The organism is Listeria sp. Marseille-Q6474 (genome assembly GCF_946902005.1).
GTDB lineage: Bacteria > Bacillota > Bacilli > Lactobacillales > Listeriaceae > Listeria > Listeria innocua.
The window spans coordinates 569,252-584,517 of sequence record NZ_CAMPPS010000001.1; the positions used below are offsets into that span (position 1 = coordinate 569,252).

The 15,266-nt window shown below is 30.6% G+C and carries 17 protein-coding genes and 4 pseudogenes; all 21 read right to left on the minus strand.

Annotation, left to right across the window (positions count from 1 at the left end; translation table 11 throughout):
• Positions 1-8: 8 nt before the first annotated feature.
• The gene (locus OC533_RS02840) at positions 9-464 is read right to left on the minus strand and encodes a MepB family protein (RefSeq protein ID WP_194323372.1); all 456 of its coding nucleotides are present in this window, start codon (positions 462-464) and stop codon (positions 9-11) included.
• Positions 454-906: a GNAT family N-acetyltransferase gene (locus tag OC533_RS02845; protein WP_194323371.1), complete on the minus strand. Its 453-nt coding sequence runs from the start codon at positions 904-906 to the stop codon at positions 454-456. Before OC533_RS02845 ends, OC533_RS02840 begins: the two co-directional genes overlap by 11 nt.
• A 29-nt stretch (positions 907-935) precedes the next feature.
• Positions 936-1,422, minus strand: a pseudogene (locus tag OC533_RS02850) (hypothetical protein).
• A gap of 96 nt (positions 1,423-1,518) precedes the next feature.
• Entirely contained in the window at positions 1,519-1,821 is a 303-nt protein-coding gene (locus OC533_RS02855) for a hypothetical protein (protein ID WP_194323370.1), read from the minus strand.
• A 114-nt stretch (positions 1,822-1,935) separates the two neighbouring features.
• Positions 1,936-2,439, minus strand: a complete 504-nt coding sequence (locus OC533_RS02860; protein WP_070753322.1) for a DUF4274 domain-containing protein — start codon at positions 2,437-2,439, stop codon at positions 1,936-1,938.
• Positions 2,440-2,476: 37 nt separating this feature from the next.
• Positions 2,477-2,811, minus strand: a pseudogene (locus tag OC533_RS02865) (hypothetical protein).
• Positions 2,812-3,039: 228 nt separating this feature from the next.
• Positions 3,040-3,468, minus strand: coding sequence for a hypothetical protein (locus OC533_RS02870; protein ID WP_194323369.1), 429 nt, complete (start codon positions 3,466-3,468; stop codon positions 3,040-3,042).
• 86 nt (positions 3,469-3,554) lie between these two features.
• Entirely contained in the window at positions 3,555-3,974 is a 420-nt protein-coding gene (locus tag OC533_RS02875; protein WP_194323368.1) for a hypothetical protein, read from the minus strand.
• Positions 3,975-4,010: 36 nt separating this feature from the next.
• Positions 4,011-4,379 carry a hypothetical protein gene (locus tag OC533_RS02880; protein WP_194323367.1) on the minus strand — a complete coding sequence of 123 codons (369 nt, stop codon included), beginning with the start codon at positions 4,377-4,379 and terminating at the stop codon, positions 4,011-4,013.
• Positions 4,380-4,390: 11 nt separating this feature from the next.
• Positions 4,391-4,783: a hypothetical protein gene (locus OC533_RS02885; protein ID WP_225365369.1), complete on the minus strand. Its 393-nt coding sequence runs from the start codon at positions 4,781-4,783 to the stop codon at positions 4,391-4,393.
• Between the two features lie 432 nt (positions 4,784-5,215).
• A pseudogene (locus tag OC533_RS02890) lies at positions 5,216-5,779 on the minus strand (T7SS effector LXG polymorphic toxin); the annotation flags it as partial.
• Positions 5,776-6,132 carry a hypothetical protein gene (locus OC533_RS02895; protein WP_194323365.1) on the minus strand — a complete coding sequence of 119 codons (357 nt, stop codon included), beginning with the start codon at positions 6,130-6,132 and terminating at the stop codon, positions 5,776-5,778. The pseudogene OC533_RS02890 and the gene OC533_RS02895, both read right to left, overlap by 4 nt.
• The gene (locus OC533_RS02900) at positions 6,133-6,417 is read right to left on the minus strand and encodes a DUF3130 family protein (RefSeq protein WP_194323364.1); all 285 of its coding nucleotides are present in this window, start codon (positions 6,415-6,417) and stop codon (positions 6,133-6,135) included.
• Positions 6,418-7,236: 819 nt separating this feature from the next.
• A complete protein-coding gene (locus OC533_RS02905) occupies positions 7,237-9,393 on the minus strand; it encodes a DEAD/DEAH box helicase (RefSeq protein WP_194323363.1) in 2,157 nt (718 codons plus the stop codon).
• A 1-nt stretch (position 9,394) separates the two neighbouring features.
• The gene (locus OC533_RS02910; RefSeq protein ID WP_070229183.1) at positions 9,395-10,360 is read right to left on the minus strand and encodes a DUF1837 domain-containing protein; all 966 of its coding nucleotides are present in this window, start codon (positions 10,358-10,360) and stop codon (positions 9,395-9,397) included.
• A 1,247-nt stretch (positions 10,361-11,607) separates the two neighbouring features.
• Positions 11,608-11,964 (minus strand): VOC family protein, encoded by a 357-nt coding sequence (locus OC533_RS02915; RefSeq protein ID WP_194322324.1) that lies wholly within the window; start codon positions 11,962-11,964, stop codon positions 11,608-11,610.
• Positions 11,965-12,028: 64 nt separating this feature from the next.
• The gene (locus OC533_RS02920) at positions 12,029-12,802 is read right to left on the minus strand and encodes a helix-turn-helix domain-containing protein (protein ID WP_194323362.1); all 774 of its coding nucleotides are present in this window, start codon (positions 12,800-12,802) and stop codon (positions 12,029-12,031) included.
• 177 nt (positions 12,803-12,979) lie between these two features.
• The gene (gene llsX / locus OC533_RS02925; protein WP_194323361.1) at positions 12,980-13,297 is read right to left on the minus strand and encodes a protein LlsX; all 318 of its coding nucleotides are present in this window, start codon (positions 13,295-13,297) and stop codon (positions 12,980-12,982) included.
• A 40-nt stretch (positions 13,298-13,337) separates the two neighbouring features.
• Entirely contained in the window at positions 13,338-14,081 is a 744-nt protein-coding gene (locus OC533_RS02930) for an ABC transporter permease (protein WP_194323360.1), read from the minus strand.
• The gene (locus OC533_RS02935) at positions 14,081-14,968 is read right to left on the minus strand and encodes an ATP-binding cassette domain-containing protein (protein ID WP_194323359.1); all 888 of its coding nucleotides are present in this window, start codon (positions 14,966-14,968) and stop codon (positions 14,081-14,083) included. Before OC533_RS02935 ends, OC533_RS02930 begins: the two co-directional genes overlap by 1 nt.
• 91 nt (positions 14,969-15,059) lie before the next feature.
• A pseudogene (gene llsA, locus OC533_RS02940) lies at positions 15,060-15,155 on the minus strand (listeriolysin S); the annotation flags it as partial.
• Between the last annotated feature and the right edge of the window lie 111 nt (positions 15,156-15,266).

A 15,266-nucleotide genomic window follows, 5' to 3' on the forward strand; every position in this document is an offset into this window, starting at 1 on the left:
AGACCAAATTAATGGTCTTCTTTTCTTATAGAATAATTTTTAAAATACACCTGTTGCCAAGCTTGTGTTTTTTCCGCTGTTTTATTTAAATCCTGACACCACGATGGATAAAATCTAGCAGCCATTTTTCCAATACCAGCTTCACTAGTTAAAATTCCCTTTTCAATTAAACACTGCCTTGGAAAAACAAATAAACCGTTCAAATCACCATCAATAACAACAATACATAAAAAATCAGCGCTATCATTCTCATCAAAAGGACAATTCTTACCAAGTTCATCTTTCTCCCAAAAAGCAACAAAGTACCCTATTTTTTTATCCGTTTTCTTCGCCAAACGCGTACGAATCATTGTGCCATCTTTAGCTATTTTTACAATCATTCCTCGATATTCTTTGTTTTGTAGTTCTTCCCGAATTATTTCAAGTTCACCAAGTTCGCTTTGTAACAACTGTTCATATTCCATTAACGCTCTCCTTCAGTTGTAAATGAAGAATTGGATAAGGCTTCCCAAAACCGTCCAAGTCACTTCTGGAAGAAACCATAAATCCACGCTTCAAATAAAATCTCTTGACATTTTCATTTTGTTCATTCACATCCACCAGGTTTATCCGCTTATTTTCTATTAGCCAACCCAGAATCTGACTCCCATAACCATTACCCGTGGCTACCGGATCCAGAAACAACATATCTAGTTCCCGCTCGCTCGTCCCACTAAAACTAACGACCTCCTCACCAGCGAACCATAAGAACAGTTCCACATTATCTAGAAACAAAGGAATTTGTTCTTTGTAAAATTGCCTATCTTCCGCAGTTAAAAAATCATGCGTTGCAATAACTGACTTTTCCCAAATCGCTAAAATTGTCTGGTAATCTTGTTTTTCCGCTCGTTTATTTATAAGTATCATTTTTTTCAACTTCCTATTTATTTTTTTATTTACGCAAGTTCTTCGGTCAAGATTAATAAAGACTCTCCATTTTCATCTGTTGCCGTTATTTCTAAAAAATCAAAACCGTCCGTTTTTACTTGTTCCCATGGTATATGCCTATCATCAATTAAAACCACATGACCATTTTCATCAAATTCATAATCTTCTTTTTCCGTTTCATAATCAATGCCAATACCTATAGATAAACGAATGTTAGATAAATTATTTATAGGATATTTTGTTAATTCTCTATTTTGCGTAACTTCTGCCTCAAACTCATCACAAAACATACTATCATACCCATAATATGCACCATCATAAAGCAAAATTTCTTTCCCAGATAAAGTGCTTTTCGCTATAATTTTTAATGGGATTTCGTATGCTTCTCCAGTAATTAAAAGTTTCCTCGTTGCTTGTTGTTACAATTTCTACATTAAGAAAATCATTAATACTTACCTCTTTAGCTGTGTTTTTCAAATATGATGGAATCAACATTTTCCCTCCTCAGTAATGGTGTATGCTGGTTATAAAAAGCCTCTTCTTATAGTTTAATTATACTGTGTAAAACGCATAAATCAATTTAACTCTCATTTACAAATTAAACGACACTATCTTCCCTCTCCCAACAACACTCGCGCCCTCCATAACCTTAAAAGAATTATTCGGCTGAATCTTACTATAACCAACGCCCTCTTGCTCATACAAAAAAGAACACATTGCGTACCCCACCGAATCCAGCGTATCCACCTCTATATCATAAATTTCAACACCTAAATATTCCCGCTCCTGATCCAACTCCATCACAAAATGCGGCCGATACCCCGCTTCCGGAACCGTTTTTCTTGCATTAGAATAAAAGGTAACCTCTATCATAAAGGTCTGCTGCGACTTCATGCTATTCCTCCTAATCTGCTTTAATATTTTCAAAGCACCAATAATAAAAAAGTCGAAAACCTATCTAAAAGATTTTCGACTTTGAATTCCTTTTTGAATAATACCGAATCAAGATTACTCTTCCACTGATTCAGCTAATTCATTATACCGTTCTTGCAATTCAGGAGGAAAACCATCTGCCCAATCCGCCGACACAGAAACTTCTAGGCCTTTCAAAGGAACAAACATTTCGCTCGGAATTGCTCTTTTCATTTCCTCCTCTTGAAACTCGGCTGGAGGTGCGTAACCATAGACTTGATTTTGATAGAACCCAGCTAAGTACTTTTCTTCCAAACTAGCAACAATATCAAAATCTTCCGCATACCAACTGCTTTTTTCAACCATCGCTTCTCTCGTTTCAAATTGATAAGCAAAATCCGGCTCCATTAACCAAAACAACATTAACGCCGTTCCTTTATCTGTTTTCGGCGAATTAGCAATCCAATAAATCGGTTTCTTAGGATTATCAAAATTCCATTCTACAACCACTTGATGAATCTCTTCAGGCGTACATTTTTCTAAATAATTAATAAACAACTCCGAAACCTGTTCTTCAAATTCTTCTTCTGTAATACTCATTTGATGATCTCCTTTTCATGCTGTTATTTAAGCAAGTTTATTTTTTTAGTTTGGGTACATGTGGCGGTTTCTTTTCCCCACCGAGCAAGATTGCAAGTATTAAGAAAATATATGGATGTGTGAAAAGCACTACTTCCCAAACACCGATTGTATGAAATAACAAATCAGCTGTATCCGAAAGATATGCTAACTCTAAAACATATATAAATAACACCGCTAGAGAAATAAAACAATCCCAATCAACGCTTTTCCCGCTAAAGTGAACTTATATTTTTCAAGCGATAAAGCCAATGTTGTAGAAAAGACACCGATGATAACAAGTAAATAAATTGTCATATACTCTGGTTCATATACAACTGGAAATTCGTTCATAAAGTTACGCTCCTTTAAAATTATTGTGCTGGATTACACTATTGTTTATACGTTGTTGTCCTAAATACAAAAATCCCATGATGTTTTTTTAATTGTTAAAGGTTAAAAGCATAAACACAAAGAAAGTGAAATCAATTTTACCCTTTTGTGTATGATTGATTTTCTTTTCTCCTTTCGCATTTGAATCTCCCATGTTTTCATAGTACATTATTATTTGTGAATAATCTATTATAACTCTTTATGATATTCCGCATGCTCATCGGTGTTAATAGCTCTCGGCTCATTATAAAACTTACTCTCTTTAAACTTCTTTACCCAGTCATTTTGACCAGATAATAATTCAGGGAAATATTTACTTAAACCTTTTGCATGAATAAGTAAGCTATTAGAAATTTTGTCGGTCAAATTATTTGCAGGAGTTATATTGGCTAACAAATCTTTTTCATAATTTGAAAATAAGAAATTGGTTATTTTCACTTTTTCTAAGCTATGAAGAAACAGATAATAAACATCAATACCTTCTCTACTTTTCCATATAGTTAAAGCATAACTAGGGTGTAACAACATTATTTCGTCTTCATTTACTTTAATTAAGTTAAATTGATATTCTTGAATTATATCCGCAAAGTTATTTTCTACTTCGTGCTTAAACTCCATTAATTCCACCAACTTTGATAATTTTTGTAATAAGATATTATGCAATCAAATTCATGAAAATAATGCATTTCTCTTTATAAGTAGTATTAACGGGGCAACAGTTCACGTTCAATAATACTCTTCTCCAAATTCGAAACAAATTCTTTATTATCATAATCACTTAATGTTTCACCCATTAGTAATTCTTGAAAATGATTATTAAATCCTCTTTCGCAAATTATCAATTCATTAATTATTTTCTCGTAAATTGTTGTACTGGGAAGTATCCCTTCTCGTTCGATTTTAGTTAGCTTTCTATTCAATAAATTATCTAAACTAAATTTACAGAGCGTCGAATTATCTAGTTTGAAATAATGCAAATCAATCCCGTCCGTGCTCCATCCTATACCTAAAGCATACTTTTCTCCGATGAAAGCAACTTCATTATTATCTATTTTAGTTAGCTTTAATTGATATTTTTGCTCATATCCTTTGAACATTTTTTCAACTTCTTTATAAAAATTCAATCGATCACAGTCCTTTTTTTACTATAATTCTAGTTATTATTCTTTCAAGAAGTCTTCTACCATTTCTCTACTTTCTTGGCAAAATTGTAAGTTAGTAACTTTAGCATAATTTTTTTCAGCATAATCAAGTAACTCTAATATATTATCTAATTTATTCTGAGGAAGCGGCGTCTGATTTCTTCTTACAAAAGCAATCCATCCAAGATTAAACATTTCATTTTCTTCCAAAAACTTTATATTAATATTACTTACATTATCATATCTTTCATAACCGATTACAAAAGCGATTTTCTTGTTTGAAAATGTGATAGTAGCATCCGTTATTTCTATTAATTTAAAATTATTATGGAGTAGAAATTCACTTTTTTTAAGGATTATTTCTTTTGCATTATCGTCTAATTTCATGCTTGAATTCCTCATTTCTTCAACTTCATTGTACTTGTTTTTACATCATAAGTATAACCATGTTGTAGTAAGTATTCATATTCACGCCCAAAACCCGTAAGTTGTTTAGTCCCAGCGATGTATAAGTTTTCTACAGTCGGCTTTGTAGCCATAGCTACGTCATCTCCTCGCTGAATCGCTTTATCTAGGAAAGGCTGATTAAACTCATCCCAAAATTGTTTTGGATTAATATATAATTCATCCGGTGCATTTAAAAGATTGAATCTATTTTTTTTCATTCCAAAATCTAATGATTTTATATTGCCTAATTCTGTTAGTACATTTTGAGTATCCGAAACATAAGTCCCTAAAACCGTCGTGGTCTCCCATGGACTCGTTTTTAACTTTATGCCAGAGGTAGGCAAATAATCAAGTTTTCGTACTTGCCCAAACTCAGCATAAAAGCCACTCACTCCAAAAGCTCCTGCATATTGTAAAAACACAGTTGAGCCATCTACTAGCCTCTGTCCGCCACCGATTCTTTCAGCAGTAACTGCATCTAAACCATAAACCGCGCGATAAAAAGTTCCAACGCCAAACAACTCGCGCATACCGGTTTCATTTTGCCAATAAATCATCTGTTGATTAACTAAATCTAACGTCGCTTCCGTATTTAGTTTGCCGTTAGTCGTAACATATCCGGCACGATTTCCCTCTGGAATATAAGGGAGCATTCCAATATCTTCCATAGCTTTTACTTTGTCATCTATTGCTTTTTGAGAAGCGTATAAATCCACAAGTCGTTCAAAGTTTGAAGCATTTAATTTATCTACTTTGTACATCCCAGTTTGACTATTAAAAGAAATGTTCGCCTGAATATCACGCACACCTCGATGGATTGCTTGAGCTAAGTCACTTAATTCTTGAAAAAAATGGCTATGTCTACGTTCAAAATCAAGAAATTTTTCTAAAAGTTGTTCTTTTTTATAATTGGCAAATATTTGCGTTTGAAGCGCATTAATTTCGCCCTGCCTAGAAACTGCTGTCATCGAACTTAATTCTAATTGAATGTGTTCTAATTTGTTTTCTAAACGATTTATTTTCTGATCTAATTCATACAGACCTTCTGCATCAATTTTTGCACTTGGAGAACTATCTACTTGACTGTGAAAGTCGGTAATATATTTCCTTAAAGATTCCTCGCTGACATGTAGTGCTTGTTTGATAGAAGCACAAAGCGGTAAATAAGTCGCTGCATAATATCCTTTAGACGCACTAATTGCTTCTCCGGAGAGCGAATCATCTTGTAAATAAGCAATGATAGCATTTTGGATTGCCGTAATTTGTGTTTTAGCCTGTTGATTGGCTATTTTTAATTCATGTAAAAAATGGTTTACTTCAGCAATATCTATTCGAGTCATAAACGCATCTCCTTTGTGATATCCTGTTGTTTAGTTTCGAGCGCGTGGAGATTTTGTCGATGGTTTTTTTGCTCATTATTTAGTTCGGTTTGAATAACGTTAGTCATGCAAGCAGTATTCCGGTTGTAATGATTTACCTCGTCTTCTATTTGCCAAAAAGTATGCTCTGCATGTTCTCCTCGCCAAACTTCTTTCATATGATTAAGGATGTCATCCATTTCACGTCTAGATTGTTGAATATCTTCTTCCACATCCTCTAAATGTCTAATTTTATTTTTAATAGCGTAAAGAGCGTCATCTTCTCGCTCCATTTCTTTTTTTATTTCACCTAATTCTTGGGTACGTTTATCCACTTAACGCACCTCCAAGTTCATCTTCTGGCTGATGGATTTATCTTGTTTTGCAAAAGCTTCCCCCATTTGCTTGATTCGAGTAGCATCATCTTGCGCAACAGATCCTAAATTTTCGATGCCTTCAAGCAGTTCAAGTAATGATTCTCGAAAAAGGTTGATAGAATTAGTTTGCGTATAACTCATGTTTCCATTTTTTAGAGGATAGTAATCTAACTTTCCCGCACTATCACCTAGGGTTGTGGCATGATTATTCATTTTTTCTTTATTAATATGAATTTTTGTCATGGTTGTTTTCCCTTTCTGTATGTGAAATTTGTATCATGTTTCTATTATAATGATATTTACACGAGCTGTCATTTAGTAATATTAAAAAATAATGATTAATTTATTCCTTAGAAAATTCGATATTTTATCATAAAAAACACTTTCGTTAGTTTCAGTTCAAATGAATCTAACGAAAGTGTTTTTCTAATATTGTCTTTTAATGAAATCTAGTCCAACTAATATCATTTCTAAACGAAGAAAAGGATATGCCTTCCCAAAGCCAACAATTTATTCGCCTGAAAACGGAAAAAACAACTCTATATGATTTTAAAAACCCAAAATCCACTTTTTATAAAGCTGCCTATCTCAAGCATAAAAAAATGATGCATTGAGATAACTTATCTTTTCCAAATTGCGAAAATTATTTAATAACAATCTTTTTCAGAATTTTTATTTATAAACTGCATTTTCAAATGTTTTTGTATAACGAATCCATTTAATAATTTAGTGTAGTTTGTGATAATTCTTCTAAATACTAGTACCTTCACCAATTAACTTTATTCTTATAGAAATCCAATCACTCACTTATAATTTATTTTTCACTGTATTGAAAGTAAAGCGTGGTACATCAATATTTAGGTTTTTTAAATCTTATTTTAGATTGTAGCTTAGATATAATTTAATAACCAGTAGGATGCCCTTAAAAGTATTAATATAATTATATTTAGTTTAGTGTCTTCCTAAGTCCAATATCTTTTGGTTGCAAAAATATATTAAAATGCATCATATTCTAAATTTCAACTAACAAAAAGTAAATTTTAATCCATTGTACAGGAGCTTTTAAAGATCATATATCTTATTTTTTTCATATTCAATTAACTTATTTTGATTGGAATGAGCAATTAGTTTTACCTTTTTTACTAACTCATTAAAATCTGTAATTCCATCCACTGAAGATTTTAACTTATTTATAGCACTAGAAGGTATTCCCATGTCTAATAAAATAGATAGAGTACTGTCTATTCCTTCATTTTCTAGTTGTGAAGCAACATATGTATAATCACCTACATTATTTAGCCCCATTTGTTTGCATACCTCCTTTTGTAAGCTATCAATTACCCCTATCCATTTCGGAATTTTATAAGAAATCCAATGTCTTTGTTCACGGAAATAGTTAGTAATAGCTTGATCAAGGAGTCTTTGATTAGTCCATTTTGGATTTTTAGCTTTTAAATACGTATATTCTCTATTCAAGGATTCTGCAGTAGATTTGCTCATTAGGCTATTATAAGCTACTACAGGAAGTTTATTTCTAGTCATAGGTTTTTTTGTTTCAGAATCTTTTAGCAAGTTGTCCCAGCAAATATTTAGAATATAAGATAGTGCCTCATATTTTGGAATTCCGTTCCATATTACTAATTCTGGTTCCTGCCTCAATGTTATTTTAATATTTTCAATTATTTTTTTTTGACCAATTACAGACACTGCATTCTTCTTTATCACCTTAAGTAAATCATAATCATAATCATATAATTCCTCAAATCTAGAAATATTTTCGCTCTTAACTTCTTTTTTTTCAAAATTAATTAATACTTCATCAGAAATTTTTTCTTGGTCAAAAAAAGGGATGTCAAGTTCTATTTTCTCTTTTTCAGGAATTTGATGAAAGACATATACATAGCCTGTATAGTGCTCTAATAATCTACCTGCTCTCCCTCGAATATTCGAAAAATCAAAGTAATCTATTTTGTTAGGACCTTTCGTTTCATCAAAAATGAAAACGTTTTTTGCACTCGTATTTACACCTTCAATAATTGTAGATGTACAAAATAATACTTTTAACATACCTTTATTAAAATAATCTATTATCGAATGCGTCAAATGTTTCGGTATAGTACCAGAATGGACACCAATTTTCTGTTGAATTAACTTATTAAAACTCCAATTAGAGTTTATATTTTCTTGTATCCACTCATTAATAGATAATTGCTGTTCTTGTGCTAAAAGATTATTTGTTCTTAAATATTCTAAGTATTCTTTAGCCACTTTTAGTGCCCTGTCTGGAGAGGAAAGATATACTATAGATTGTTCATTTTTCTTCTCAGAAAGCATTTCAAAAAGCCTGATTTTTCTTTCTTTATCCATTGACCTAGGTTTATCGCTTTGGAAATCTATGTTTATCCTTTCTATTTTAGTATCAACTAAAGTATAGTCTGTTTTGATAAATTTAGCATTATATTGTTCCTCGAATCCTTTAGATATTTCATCAATATTTGGCCCTAAGAAGTAGAAAATAGTTCTATTATTATCTAGCACTTTCTTTAATGCTATATTTAAAATATCTGATCTTTCATCATCACGTGAGGAGCTAACTTTATAAAATTCATCTAAAATGCAGTAATCAACTATAGGAAAATTAGGGTATTCTAAAACACGTTCAGCAGTTAAAATAAAAATGTTTCTTTGTTCCATTTTTTGCGAAGTATTAACAATAATATTGTATTCCTGGTAGTGTTTCAATTTTAATCTTGTTTCATTAATTAAGGCTAGAGTAGGCTGGATAATGAGAATGTTTCGAAATTTTTTACTAGCAACAATTTCTTGGATTAATAAACTTTTCCCGAAACTAGTAGGGGCACTTACTACAATATTTTCTTTTTTTTCAATTAAATTAGAAAGATACTTTTGTTCTTTATGAAACACTACATTCTCTAAATAATTGGAAGAATGGAATGCTCTTCTAATTTCAGATGTAGTGTCCATATTTGCGTTACTTGCCAGATATGGATAGAATCCTGCTGATTCTATAATGTCTATCCATATTTCTTTAGTAGAAGAATCAATGTTTTCCCAAATTTCTAATATATGAATTATAATTTTTTTAGCTCTTCCTTCTTCATTACTTAAAGACATATTAGAAGTGAATTTAGCTAAAGAAAAACTATCTTCAAAATTCAACTCATTTATAGAGTATATATCTACTGTTTCCCAATTCATATTAGCAATTCCTTCCTACACCTAAGCTTTGTATGATTTTAAGTTTTTGATGAAGCATTGAAACAAGCTTTTTTTTGCTCTTTAATGGCATTAATATTACAATAATATTCATCTTACTAATCCAATTGTGATTATCACTCTTACTTGAAAAACGTTCATGTAACGTGTTAATTTCTTCTAGATACCTTGTTTCAAAAGTATCTGAATCCGAGTCAAAATCATCAAAAAAATCTGTTTCATACGCGCAAAATAACGGTATTACTATATTATCTAGCTTCTCTGATACACTTGTATACTGATTTAATAATGATATCCAATATTCGGTGTCATGACCATAATTATCTATAATATCTTTCGAATCATTCAATCTTTTGGAGATAATATTAAATTCACTGCGAAAATAGTCTATATTAAAATGCTCATATAAATCTTCAACTAAAGCGTCTACACCTTTTTTTCCATCTGTGTATAATTTTGACTCTCCTAACCAAAGTGTATTAGTTTTTGGTTGAATATGAATAGAATCAAAACCATGCACTGCATGTCCATATGAATCTTTAAAATAAATTTTTGCTATTAAAGGGAATGTTTCAAAATAATATTTTAATAGTAAATGTAAAATTAATTCTCCAAATTCTCCTCGTCTAAGATATTTATCAGATACATCATCATCTAAAAATCCACCAGCTCCATAAATATCTGCAGTTTTTTTATAACAATCTATTTTATATATTGAATTTGCAGCATCAATTAAAGTATCTAGGAGTATGTCTTGAGGGACAGCATCCCCTTGATGAAAACCTAATGCAAAGTTTGGTATTTCTTGAGCAAGTAAATGAACAAAGTCATCAAGTCTTTGACTAAGGTTTCCTTCTGAATCTAAATCAAAGTCTATAAAATAAGAAGATAAATTAGTTTTAGATATTTGACACTTTAATATTTTTCTCACTTCAATTTCCCTAGACATTATCTAACCTCACTATGTATGTATATTTTCAGTTTTAACTTTTTTGATTAGTATTTCAGATTTACTTTATTACATAAATTACATATCATTATTCTAACAGAAAAACAATATAAAGTGTTAATTTTTAATTAACAGATTAAAAATCATTATAAATGCCACTTTTGAATACAGAAGTGTGATTTTTTCTTGATGATGAAATTATTGGTTAAACAAGAAGAGTAAAGAATTATGGCAAAAATAGTGAAGATAATATAAATTGTTTTTTCATTTATTTAACAAAATCCGAATTATAATTAGTTAAGTCTACAGTAAAAATCAGAAATTATTAATCATTTGATTTAAAAGTTTGATAGTAAAATCAACTGCTCCAAAAATTTATTATGCTAATTCGTTCTATTACTTTACGATTTAATAATTTGAGAACAAGTCATATTTTAATTTATAACAAACTATAAACTAAGGTTTGTCGCTTTATTTAAAGGTCACTATAATTGGTTATCTTGTACATATTATAAAATATTTTACTATTTGTACGATTTATATAATCAGCTTTCTTAAGTGCATAAAAAGTTATTATAAATCCCTAAAGGATAGGTAGCATGTAAAAATTAAATGAATAATTGTGCAATAAAAAATCCTCTACTAAGTTAATTCTTAGTAGAGAATTTTTTGTCGAAAATGAATAAACATATAACTTCCAATGAAATTAAATATCTCATAAGTTGAATACTTTGTTTTAGATATATTACTTTCTAATTCTTTATTCCCACTTCATAACTTACGTACAAGATATAGATGAATATGGTTGATAATACAATGTTTTTAAGAACTATTAAAAATTTTAAAACGAAGACAAAAATATAAAAAGTGCAATTATAGCGCAATGAAGTTTTAACCACATTCAGGCTTAAGAAAGTACTCACTCTGATATTCAATGTAGTTATTAGAAGACCGAATAGAAACGGTCTTCTTTTTATTTGATTTGTAAATTAATATTGCTTGAATAAATCGTATCCTGGATTACTTAGCCCTGGAATCTTAGTTTAAATAAAGAGTTCATCTTCTTAAAATTTTCATATTTTAAGTTCACATTATTTTTTGTGATTTTAAATTCAATAAAAATATACCTTTGCGGCAATAGAGAGAATCATGCCAATGTTAACTTTTACTCCACTTAAGCATCAAAAAACGACGAATCATTCATCCGTCGTTTTAACATTACATCCATCCTATAATCCTGTTCAAATCTATTCCTGATCATACAACCAATAGAATGACAACTTATTACCATCTGGATCAGAAAAGACAAAATATCGAATGATACCTGGTACATCTTCTATCACCTCGTCAGTTATTACTCCAAGTGTTTTTAAACGTTCAAATTCCACATCTAAATCTTCTACCCCTAAGCGTAAAACGTTTTCTGAAACATTTATTTTTTCTTCAAAAAGTTGAATCCAAACCGAACCAATTTGATATTCAATAACCCCTTCAACTGGTGTTAATTTTTCATCACTCATAAGTATTTTTTCGTACCAACTAGCAGATTTCTCCAAATCACTTACTGGTAGCCCTACAGTGATACTCTTTGCATTTAAAGCCATAACTATTCCCTCCATTTCACTAAACTACAATTATTTTAACATTTCATAATCAAACAATATTGTTCTAGATTGTGTTCTTCAAACAGGAGATTAAAAGTTTTCCCACATTAGCTAATATTGGTGGATCTTCTGGTATTGGTTCTCTCAGCTTAATCGTGTAATGATGGCCAGAACATTTTGGAAAAGATAGCCTTTTATCTTCTTTCCCCCTCAAACTATTGCTTAAGTTAAAGTAAGATAGAATGTTATTAGAATGGCTTATCGCACAAGCCAATAAATAATAGTCTCCGCTTGGAATATTTTTCAATTGATTTCCTATTAAATTTTTAGTAGCTAATCCAGATATAGGCATATGATTCGGTATAAGAGTATGGAAAACCCCAATAAATATAATACCCTTTTCAAATTCATCAGGTACTTCAATAGTTACAGTACAAAAAGAATCATTCTTTTCTTGAAAATGCGCTATCGACTTATCCTTATCATCATTTTCAAAACGTTTCATATCATAAAAAATATCACTCATTTCCGTTTTGTATTTTCTAGGAGAACTACCTGTATATTTTTTAAAAGTATTCGTGAAACTACCACTACTTTCAAAACCTGAATGTTCTTGTAAGTCGAGTATGCGTATTTCTTCATCAAGTCCAATAATCGCCTTTTCCACTTTTAAACTAGAGAGGAATTCAACCACACTGAATCCATTAATTTCTTTAAATTTTCGACTAAAGTGATGTTTATCATAACCAAAGTGAGCAGCAATTTCCTCACTTGTCATCTTTCTATTAACAGCTTCTTCTGAAATGAAAGAAAGCATTTCAGGCATCTTCGTTTTCATTGTTCCCCCTCCTTTTTAGAGCAGCATTTTCTAAAAATCATATAAATAAATTATATTACAATTTAGTATTAAAATGTAAGCCCACAAAAAAATCCCTGCCAAGCATCATCTTGATAGGGACCATACAAAATAATTAATTTATTTTTTTATAAATGGTAAGAAAAAATACATAGTCGATCATTTTGCTGTTTCCTTTCTATGTTTGTTTTTTAACGAAACAATAATTTCTACAACAATAGCTAGTATCATAGAAATAATAACTCCTATAAACATCATGCTAGTGTTATTAGGTGTTCCCAACATCTCACTACCAACTCTTTTAATATCAAAAATAGTTAGTCCGAAAATTTTCACACTATACTCTTTTAATGCGCCATCATTCATGTGAATATAACCTAAACCAATAGCCACAAAGCAAATAAGAACACCTATTGAAATCCCTAGAACAATTGATGCAATAATTCTAAACGTGGGATTGCTAAATTTTGTTTTCATAGATTGCAACCAAACCTTTCTATATCTTGAGTATAATAAATTATGATTTAATTTTTATGCGTCTCAACAAAAAAGCAACTAGTGCGAAGGATAAGATAATTCCATATAACGTGTTTAAAGCTAGAAACTTAGAGATGAACAACTTATTTTGTGTCCAAACATTAAATAAATCATTCATTATATATTTCATTGGTAAAAAATTCCCAATTGCTTGAAATGATTTAGGAAGTTCCGAAAAAGATGAAAATGTTCCTGTAAAAATATAAAACATAAATAATAAACACATTCCTACTGGCATCAATATCCGGGGATTTTTAATAATTAAAGCAAGCAAGGCACCAAAAATCAAAAGCACTAGATTACAATACAGACATTGCAAAACATAAGCAATAAAATATTGCCCTTCTGGGATATGTAGTCCATATACCAAGTAGCCAAACAGTATATTAACAAAAATACTTAAGGCTGTTAGCAAAATATAAGAACATACATCTGAAACAATTATTTTCTGTGCACTCAATCCAAAATATTCTAATCTTTTATAGCTTTTATTTTGAACACTTTCACCAAGCCAAATTGGAAAACTGATTAATGCTATTGGTAACATTCCCATCCCTGTACTAATCAAAAAATATTTATCTACAAAATGATAACCTTCACCAATATCAAAATTCCCATAAGAAGTAACCATAGCGAACATCATGATTAGTGGAAATAATAATGAGAAAAATACAGATACTGGAATTCTAAATTGCATTTTAATACTTGTCCATAAATAACTCATTATATAAGTACCTCCAGTTCACTGCTTGGTGCTCCGCGCAAATATGCAACTAAATAAGTTGTATATATATTTTGTTTTATTGTGTTGTATGTGACGTTTTTTTTATCCAAAATTTTCTTTATCTCTTCCTGAATTTGCAAATCCGAACAAATAACTGCTATTCCGTCACCAGTATCTGTGCTTTTCATAAAAGCCATATCTGTATCATCTATCTTTGTTAGTTCGGTTTGATCTACTTTAATAACAGAATAATGAGGAAAACTAGAGAAAAATTCTGATATTGTTCCCCAAAAAAGTAATTTTCCTTTTTGAAGAATCAAAACTTTCGTTGCCCAGTTTTCAACTTCCTCAAAGTAATGCGTTATATTTATCACCGTCGCGTCCTTAGTTTTTTCTTTCATCAAAGCAAGTAAACCTAGTCTCTTCTTATAATCTAATCCTGAAGTTAACTCATCAAAGATATATAATTTCTTATGACTTTCTAGTACTAAACATAGTGTTAGCCGTTGTTTTTCTCCACCAGATAAGTCTTTAATGTACTTTTTTCTCAAGCTTTCAAGTTCATATTTGTGTAAAAACTGTGCTATCTCTTTTTTCTTTAGATGTGGAAGAACTAAAGTAATCAATTCATAAACCTTCATCAAATCATTATATGCATTTTCTTGAAATACTACACCACAGTCATTTTTTTTAAACTTTTTGGTAATTTCTCCAGAAGAGTTCTTTTCACCAAGAATACTATTTACTAACGTGGTTTTCCCAGCTCCATTGTCTCCTAGAATCGCAACTTTGTCTTTTTCTGAAATACAAACTTCTTTATCTAAATATAGAATTACTTTATTATTTATTGTAACTTTCAAATCTTTCGTTTCCAAAATATTGTTCATATGCATATGCACCTCATAACTTATTGAAAAGGGACACAAATGCATCCCTTTTTCATTCTAAAATTTATATTTTGGTCGTAGCAGATAATGCTCATATACATGTGCAAGTTGAACAAGAACATGAGTAACATCCAGCTGCATAGTTCATCACTTCAGAGCCTACAGCATTATTACTGTACCCACTTTGTTGCTTATGATTTAAGTTTCATTCAAATGGTTCCTTTTTTATTTTTTGGAATAAATTATCCTTTAGTTCATCCTACCACATTGTGAAAACGTTATCAATATAATTATCGAA

Excerpts from the sequence above, each read along its gene's own strand:
- OC533_RS02855 (WP_194323370.1), bottom strand. The coding sequence starts at position 1,821 with ATGAAGTCGCAGCAGACCTTTATGATAGAGGTTACCTTTTATTCTAAT.
- llsX (WP_194323361.1), bottom strand. The coding sequence starts at position 13,297 with ATGAAAACAAAATTTAGCAATCCCACGTTTAGAATTATTGCATCAATT.
- OC533_RS02920 (WP_194323362.1), bottom strand. The coding sequence starts at position 12,802 with ATGAAAACGAAGATGCCTGAAATGCTTTCTTTCATTTCAGAAGAAGCT.
- OC533_RS02900 (WP_194323364.1), bottom strand. The coding sequence starts at position 6,417 with ATGACAAAAATTCATATTAATAAAGAAAAAATGAATAATCATGCCACA.
- OC533_RS02845 (WP_194323371.1), bottom strand. The coding sequence starts at position 906 with ATGATACTTATAAATAAACGAGCGGAAAAACAAGATTACCAGACAATT.
- OC533_RS02905 (WP_194323363.1), bottom strand. The coding sequence starts at position 9,393 with ATGAATTGGGAAACAGTAGATATATACTCTATAAATGAGTTGAATTTT.
- OC533_RS02840 (WP_194323372.1), bottom strand. The coding sequence starts at position 464 with ATGGAATATGAACAGTTGTTACAAAGCGAACTTGGTGAACTTGAAATA.
- OC533_RS02910 (WP_070229183.1), bottom strand. The coding sequence starts at position 10,360 with ATGTCTAGGGAAATTGAAGTGAGAAAAATATTAAAGTGTCAAATATCT.
- OC533_RS02930 (WP_194323360.1), bottom strand. The coding sequence starts at position 14,081 with ATGAGTTATTTATGGACAAGTATTAAAATGCAATTTAGAATTCCAGTA.
- OC533_RS02880 (WP_194323367.1), bottom strand. The coding sequence starts at position 4,379 with ATGAAATTAGACGATAATGCAAAAGAAATAATCCTTAAAAAAAGTGAA.
- OC533_RS02935 (WP_194323359.1), bottom strand. The coding sequence starts at position 14,968 with ATGAACAATATTTTGGAAACGAAAGATTTGAAAGTTACAATAAATAAT.
- OC533_RS02860 (WP_070753322.1), bottom strand. The coding sequence starts at position 2,439 with ATGAGTATTACAGAAGAAGAATTTGAAGAACAGGTTTCGGAGTTGTTT.
- OC533_RS02870 (WP_194323369.1), bottom strand. The coding sequence starts at position 3,468 with ATGGAGTTTAAGCACGAAGTAGAAAATAACTTTGCGGATATAATTCAA.
- OC533_RS02915 (WP_194322324.1), bottom strand. The coding sequence starts at position 11,964 with ATGGCTTTAAATGCAAAGAGTATCACTGTAGGGCTACCAGTAAGTGAT.